Here is a 7,273-nt window from a genome sequence, read left to right on the forward strand (position 1 = left end):
GCGGGCCGCCTGAAAAATAGACCGAACGCAAACACCTGGTTCCTGTCCTGGGTGGGGGGGTGATCGGGCTAGGCATTCTGGGATTTCTGGCATTTTATCTTCTGCATCACCCCACCCTCCCCGGCCAGGATAAGGTCGCCTCTTCTCGCAGTCCGATCGCCGCGCCCCTGAATGCGACCGCACCGGACAGCGACCCCTTCGCCAACAAATCCGTGCCCGATGTGATCCGAGAGGCAGGAACAGCCGTCCAAATCAGGCAAGAAGGTGAAACCCGCCTGAAAAACGGCAAGACGGATGATGGTGTCCTGCTACTGGAAGCCGCCGCTGATCGCGGAGATACTCCTGCCATGAACCACCTGGGACATCTTTACGATCCGACGACCTTCGATCCGAAAGGGCCTATCCCCAGCCCGGATGTGCGTGAATCCGCCCATTATTATCAATCGGCCGCCAAGGCCGGCGACACGAGCAGCGCACAGGACCGTGCCCGCCTCCATACCGCCCTGCAGCAGCAATCTGCCAACGACGACATGACAGCCCAGCTTGCCCTGAAGGATTTTTGGCCATGATCCCGGACGTTCGCCAGATCGCTAGAGCCACTCTATGCAGCCTTTCGCTGCTTGGACTGGCAACCGCCGTACACGCCGCCACCCCGCTCTTGCAGCCGGGGAAACACACGCTCTATCAGCGGATCATTACCCGCCCCGGCGCATCTCTCTTCAGTGATGCGAGTGGAAAAGACGCAAAACCACTGCCGGGCTTCGAAGTCTTCTATGTATTCGGTCGCGCTCAGGGGCGCGTTCAGATCGGAAGTTCGGCCCAGGGCCCGGTTCAGGGATGGATTGATGATGACCACACAATCCCCTGGGCACACACCATGGTGGCAACCTTCACAAATCCCGCGGGCCGCAACCGCGCGCTTTTCCTCGACACAGCTCAACACGAGGAAGATCTCCTGTCCGCTGCGGACTCTGCGGCGCGCGTCGATGCTCTGACCAAGGGTGTTCAGGCTGGTCATTCAGCGCCGGTCGTCGCTATGGAACCGGAAAATTTCGTCGATCCGTCCAAGAATTTCTATTTGCTTCCCGTGCTGGATGCCACGCAGATCGAGCGGGACAGTGGTCCGGCAATCAGAATGCTACATGTCATTTCCGCCTCCACGACTACGGGCAATACCGCCCGGACAGCATCGCCACAGACCCTGAAGCAGTTCAAGGCCGGGTTGGTCTTCGTCATCGACACAACAGCCAGCATGCAGCCTTATATCGACCAGACGCGAGCTGCGATTTCCAGCATCATTCATTCCGTCCAGAATACGGCGGTCTCGCAGAATTTTCGCTTCGGCCTCGTCGCCTACCGCGACAGTCTCGCAGACACGCCTGGGCTGGAGTACGCGACAAAACTCTACGCGTCGCCAGATTTTTCCCAGTCTCTGGATGCAATCCTTCCGGCCATTTCCACGGTTCACGACGCCAGCGTGTCCTCCAGCAGTTTTGATGAAGATGCGATTGCCGGTGTAAAAACCGCAGTCGATCAGGTTCCATGGCAGACGTTCAACGGCCGTTATATCGTTCTCATCACCGATGCCGGGGCACGAAGCAATGACGACCCCCATAGCCTGACGCATCTCAACATCGAGGATATGAACCACCTTGCCGCGTCAAAAGGCATTGCCTTGTTTGTCATTCATCTGCTGACCCCAGCAGGGAATGCGGCGAATGATCACGGCAAAGCCGCAACGCAGTATCGAAATCTTTCGAAGTTCAACAATGCTGGCAGCCTGTATTATCCTGTCCCGGGAGGTAGCCCGGACGCGTTCCGGCCTGTTATCCAGACCATGTCTACCTCCATGCTCCAGCAAGTGGCGGACATGACCGGCCGCCCCGTCGCCGGACTAACCCCGCAGGATGCGAAAGTCGATACGAAACTCTCAGTCGTCAGTCAGGCCATGCGTCTGGCCTATCTTGGCGACACACAGCACACAGCCGCACCGGATATTATCAACGCGTTCACCTCCGATCGTGATCCAGCCGATACGCTGCATAGAACCCTGAACATCCGTGTGCTCCTGACACGCAACCAGCTCTCCGATCTTGCCAACGCCCTTCAGCATATTCTGGATGCCGGGCTAGCCGGTCGAACCGCACCGGAAAATTTCTTCACCCAGCTTCAATCTGCCTTTGCGGCTTCGGCCCGTGATCCAAATGCTTTCTCGCATATCGACACGATCGGCCCGCTGCTTGGCGAATATCTGGATGGCCTGCCGTATAAGTCCGACGTAACATCTATCACACAGGAATCGTGGCTCGCCATGGGCGCCGTCGGACAGCGTACCATCCTAAACAATATCGCAAGTCGTCTGCGTCTTTATCAGGAATATGAGTCCGACCCGTCATTGTGGAAGCAGATCGGGCAATCTCACGATGATGGAGAGCGCGTCTATCCGGTACCCCTGGAAGCGTTACCTTGAACCCCAACCAATCCCTGCTCTTTGCAGAAAACCTATCCTGGCAGGCACCGGGGCAAAATTTCACGCTTGAAGTACCTCATTTTCGCCTGAACCCAGGCGACCGTTATGCGGTCGTAGGGCCATCGGGCTGTGGCAAAAGCTCGCTTTTGGGGCTGCTCTCCCTTTCACTTCGTCCAGACCGTGTCGAGGTGCTGGACATTATGGGCAGTCCCACGGCATCCCTCTGGCGCGTACCCGGACAGGGGCGTCTGACCGCCCTCAGGGCGCGACATATCGGGTTCGTTCCGCAGATGAGCGCATTGCTGCCCTTCCTGAACGTCGAAGCCAACATTCATCTACCACTGGATGTTATGAACATTAAAAATCCTCATCACATCAACGATCTTATCGAATGTCTGGGCCTTGTCTCCCTACGGACAAACAGACCCGCTGCACTGTCGGTCGGGCAGCGCCAGCGTGTCGCCATTGCCCGCGCACTTTCGCATCAGCCTGATATCATTCTTGCCGACGAACCTACTGCGTCCCTGCATCCAGAACAGGCAACACATGTCATGACACTCCTGCATCAGCAGGCTGAACGGCACGCAGCTGTTGTTATGGTGACGCACGACGCCGAACGCGCGGCGGCAGCCGGGTTCACGCTGCTTCCAGTCTCGATGAACGGTTCTACGACCCAGATCGCTACAGCATGACAGACCGGCGCTTCATATTTCATGACATTCGTCTGGCGGCCCGTCTGGCCTGGTACGATCTTCTATCCGAAAAAATTCTGGCACTGTGCCTTATCATCGGTCTGGCAGCGACGGCAGCCCCCCTGATTATCCTGTCAGGCCTGCGAGGCGGACTTGTTGAAGGATTGAGAACCGTCCTTCTGGAAGACCCGCATGTGCGTGAGATTTCCAGCGCCAGCAACCGGGATTTTACAACAGGCTGGCTGGATAGGCTGCGAAAAGAGCCGGATGTCGTTTTTGTCATGCCCCGAACACGCACTCTTGCGGCCAGTGTTCTGCTCGTTCCGCCCGGCCGCCCCTTTGCGGGTCGACGCATCGAACTGATACCGTCCCACGCGGATGATCCCCTGACCACACCCGCGACGATGCCCGCAGACGAAAGCACCATCCTGCTTTCCGCAAGTGCCGCCGCCTCTCTGCATATTCAGGCGGGTGATCTCCTCGAACTGCATGTCACCCGTCTAGGCCTCGGCCCGGAAACAGTTCGGATTCCCCTGCATGTTCAGGCGATTACCCCGCAACGCGCCCTTAACCGGGATGCAGCTTTCGTATCGCTGCGTCTGGCTCAGACCGTAGAACTATATCGAGAGCACTCTCTTTCATGGTCCGATGCGTGGGCACAGGCGGCCACGCCAGCCCCGTCCTATCCCGGCTTCCGTCTCTATACCCGGCAGATCAACACCATCCCCGCCCTTGACACCAGATTGCGTGCAGCAGGCGTGGATATTTCGGATCGGGCGCAGGATGTCTCGGACCTTCTTCTTCTGGACCAGCGATTGACCGTGCTGTTCCGGCTGACAGCCCTGCTTGGAGTGACCGGTTTTTTCGCCAGTCTCACCGCCGCGCTATGGGCCAATGTGGAACGCAAACAACTTTCTCTCGCAACCCTGCGCTTTCTCGGCGTACAGCGTCTAACGATTTTTCCCGTCATTCAGGCACAAATTCTCGCGCTGACCGGTATTTTTCTGGCTCTGACAGGTGCGCTGATCGTAGGCAGCGCCATCAATCATGTCTTTGCAAAGACCCTGCCGCCCGGACATACGCTGTGCAGAATCGGGGCTGGTCTGTGGCTTGAAACCTGCCTCACAACCGCTCTGGGAGCTTTTCTGGCCGCCCTGGCCGCCGCCCGAAGCCTTCGCCGCATTGATCCCTGGGAGGGAGTCAGCACACCATGAAAACCCATCACACAGCCCTGCTTTTGCTGGGTTTCGCACCCGTGTTGTCTCTACAAACGGCTGCCGCACAGAGTTGGGACAAAAAATTCGTCGACCCACATCCCCTGCCGGATGATCTGGTTCTGCCTATGCCCTGCGGTGGCGCAATGACGTTCCGTCCCGTTGACGTTCCGACAGGAGACAATCTACTCGATGACGATGCCATTATTCTGGGCAGAAGCGATCCACAGGATGGCTACAACGAGTTTATGCGCCACGCCTATGTGGCTGCCCCTTTCGCCGTCAGCCAGCATCCGGAATTGCGCCGGTACTATCTCGGCAAATATGATGTAACCCAAAATCAGGCTGAAAGCCTGAGTGGAACCTGCGCGCCCCCTACCCTGGATGGACAGCATCCCAAGACGCATATTTCGTGGGATGAGGCCATTACCTTCTCCACGAAATATTCAACGTGGCTTCACACCCAAAAGATTCCGCTGCCAAACCATGACGGAGCAACCAGCTTTGTGCGTCTACCCACCGACGACGAATGGTCTTATGCCGCCCGTGGCGGCATGCATGTCAGCCCGACCGATTTCATGGCTCCCACATGGCCCATGCCGGAAGGTGCAGACCAGTATATCGCAGCAGGGCCAGACCTTGGCGGCATGCAGCGCGTCGGGCAGATGAAACCAAACCCGCTGGGTCTGTATGATATGCTTGGGGAAGCCAGCCAGATGATGCTGGAGCCGTACCGCCTCAACCGCGTTGGCCGCCTTCAGGGTCTGGCTGGCGGAATTCTGGTCTGCGGTGGAAATTACCTGTCCAACCCCGATGAGATTACGACCAGTTCACGCGCCGAAGTTCCGCTTTATAGCCCGCAGACGGGTGAACCAACCCGATTGCCTGAAATGGGATTCCGCCTTGTTCTGGCGACAGATGCTATCGGCTCCCTTCACGGAACGGAACAGGCCCAGAACGCTTTCAACACCCTGATGAACAAAACCCTGCCTGCAAGTGCAGACGCCCAGACCGCGCTTGCAGGCCTTCAGAAAAACACGACTGACCCGGCCACACTCAACGGTCTGAAGCTGATCCAGACCGCCATGGCCAGCGACTCCCGTGCCCGTTTCGATGCAGATCGTCAGGCGCTGGCCGCACAAATTCAGGCACTAGTTGCCCTAGCAGCGGATATCTGGGAGGTCGACCATGCCATACAGCTTATTCAGAAATCGGCCGATATTCTGAAGTCGCAACCAACGCCTCTGACACCGGCCCAGACCGCACAAATCGCAAATCACCTTCAGGCCAGACAGACGGAGCTTGGAGGCGCCATCAATGGTTACATCAGTCTTCTTCAGGCCGTAACGAACAGTCAGGCCCTGCCCGATCTCTCCGCCATCACAGCACAGCAGGCAGATGCTATCAAAGCACTTCAGGATGATCGGGCAATACAGTTCCTGATGGTTACTGCTCAGAACATTCAAAGCAGTCATTCCGGAAAACTCCCTACAGGGCAGACTATAAAATCGCAGATCGAAGCAATTCATTAATTCTTTTCGTGTAAATTTTCACTTCCCAAGAGAATGCTTTTTTCTTATTCACAATGAAACATTATGTAAAAAGGTTGCTCCGTGTCACTTTCGCCCTTTCGTATCTCCGCTGCTTCTGTTGCTATGTGCGTGTTTGTTTCCGGATGCGCTCCTTCTTATGATTCCTCACTCACACCGGAACAGAACCGTCTGCGCCAACGCTCTGCCCAGCAGAACAATATGATTGGAGAGGGCGCCGCAGTGCTCGGTGGCCTTGCTGCTCTTGGTGTTGGCCTGGGAACGGGAAGTGTCAAAAATGCAGCCCTCGCCGGTGCAGCCGGCGCTCTGGTTGGCGGGGCTGTAGGCGCACTTGTTGCTAATCGTGCCCAAGCTCAAGAGCTGAGCGAAGATCAGGTTAAATCGCAGATCGCCACCGAACAAAAAAATATTGCACAAACTCAGACTGACATTCAGGATGCACAGAAAGAACTTCTGGAAACGCAGAACAATCTGAAACAGCTCCGTCAACAGCTAGCTCAGGGACAGATTTCTGCTGAAGCCTATCAAGCCAAGATTGCCGGTTATCAGAAAGATGTGCAGGCTCTGCAAAATCTTGCCAGTATGCGGCAGAAGCAGGCAGACAGTATGAAGTTGATTGCCGATGCACACGGAAATTCTAGTGCAGCCCTTGCCTCCCAGCAGAGCGCGGCTCAGTCAAAGCAGCTCGCAGAGGTTGCGTCCATTATGGCTCAGGACGTCGGACAGGCTGAACCAATGCCTGCCGCCAAAGCCTGAATTTTCATTCTCCAAAGGGCTGCCTCGTGATGTCGCATCGGAAATTTACGATTCTTCCCCTTTTTGGCGCACTCTGTTTGAGTGCGTGCTCTGCCCAGCAATGTGACCCGACCACCGCCAATCTTTTCTCAGGTATCGGATGTTCGGTCGGGAATGGCTACCAGCAGCGAAACCAGCAACTGCAAACAGCACGTGATGCCTGGCATGAGCGCGCGCAAGCGACCGCTAACGAGAGCGCGGCCCTCAACCAGTCCTTAGCGGAGACACAGAAAAGCGTTGCTCAAACACGAACTGAGCTACAAGCTATGAACAGTCGCATCGGTGGATACAGGAAGCGTTTAGCCAAAGCTTCCAGTTCGAAATCCTCTGCCTATCTTGCCGCACAGAAGAGTCTTGCAAATCTGGAACAGATTAAAAACCAGGCTGCTGCCAATCCGACAGCAGAACAACTTGCCCGGGTTAAGGCCGCCGAGCAGGAAACACAGGATGCTGTTGATCTTGTCGCCACACGCTAGGTATTTAATTCCCGGATTTGATGGATTGATGATGAATCTTTCTGGCTCTGAAGTCCATATTTTGCAGACATATTCG

The 7,273-nt window shown here is 56.3% G+C and carries 7 protein-coding genes; all 7 read left to right on the top strand.

All coding sequences use genetic code 11. The features are described 5' to 3' along the window. Nucleotides 1-59: 59 nt before the first annotated feature. The 7 genes from ABF979_RS15650 (at nucleotide 60) to ABF979_RS15680 (ending at nucleotide 7,197) form a co-directional block, all read left to right on the top strand. Nucleotides 60-569, top strand: coding sequence for a hypothetical protein (locus ABF979_RS15650; RefSeq protein ID WP_415560643.1), 510 nt, complete (start codon nucleotides 60-62; stop codon nucleotides 567-569). After that, a complete protein-coding gene (locus ABF979_RS15655; protein ID WP_415560644.1) occupies nucleotides 566-2,470 on the top strand; it encodes a vWA domain-containing protein in 1,905 nt (634 codons plus the stop codon). Before ABF979_RS15650 ends, ABF979_RS15655 begins: the two co-directional genes overlap by 4 nt. Next, entirely contained in the window at nucleotides 2,467-3,162 is a 696-nt protein-coding gene (locus ABF979_RS15660) for an ABC transporter ATP-binding protein (protein WP_415560645.1), read from the top strand. Before ABF979_RS15655 ends, ABF979_RS15660 begins: the two co-directional genes overlap by 4 nt. Beyond that, nucleotides 3,159-4,376 carry a hypothetical protein gene (locus ABF979_RS15665; RefSeq protein WP_415560646.1) on the top strand — a complete coding sequence of 406 codons (1,218 nt, stop codon included), beginning with the start codon at nucleotides 3,159-3,161 and terminating at the stop codon, nucleotides 4,374-4,376. The genes ABF979_RS15660 and ABF979_RS15665 overlap by 4 nt, the downstream gene beginning before the upstream one ends. Next, nucleotides 4,373-5,908, top strand: coding sequence for a formylglycine-generating enzyme family protein (locus tag ABF979_RS15670; RefSeq protein WP_211588133.1), 1,536 nt, complete (start codon nucleotides 4,373-4,375; stop codon nucleotides 5,906-5,908). Before ABF979_RS15665 ends, ABF979_RS15670 begins: the two co-directional genes overlap by 4 nt. Nucleotides 5,909-5,989: 81 nt before the next feature. Then, the gene (locus ABF979_RS15675; RefSeq protein WP_149026837.1) at nucleotides 5,990-6,682 is read left to right on the top strand and encodes a hypothetical protein; all 693 of its coding nucleotides are present in this window, start codon (nucleotides 5,990-5,992) and stop codon (nucleotides 6,680-6,682) included. 77 nt (nucleotides 6,683-6,759) lie between these two features. After that, nucleotides 6,760-7,197, top strand: a complete 438-nt coding sequence (locus ABF979_RS15680; RefSeq protein ID WP_415560647.1) for a hypothetical protein — start codon at nucleotides 6,760-6,762, stop codon at nucleotides 7,195-7,197. Nucleotides 7,198-7,273 lie beyond the last annotated feature (76 nt).

Source organism: Gluconobacter sp. (assembly GCF_047723935.1).
In the GTDB taxonomy this organism is placed as follows: domain Bacteria; phylum Pseudomonadota; class Alphaproteobacteria; order Acetobacterales; family Acetobacteraceae; genus Gluconobacter.

Excerpts from the sequence above, each read along its gene's own strand:
- ABF979_RS15655 (WP_415560644.1), top strand. The coding sequence starts at position 566 with ATGATCCCGGACGTTCGCCAGATCGCTAGAGCCACTCTATGCAGCCTT.
- ABF979_RS15665 (WP_415560646.1), top strand. The coding sequence starts at position 3,159 with ATGACAGACCGGCGCTTCATATTTCATGACATTCGTCTGGCGGCCCGT.
- ABF979_RS15670 (WP_211588133.1), top strand. The coding sequence starts at position 4,373 with ATGAAAACCCATCACACAGCCCTGCTTTTGCTGGGTTTCGCACCCGTG.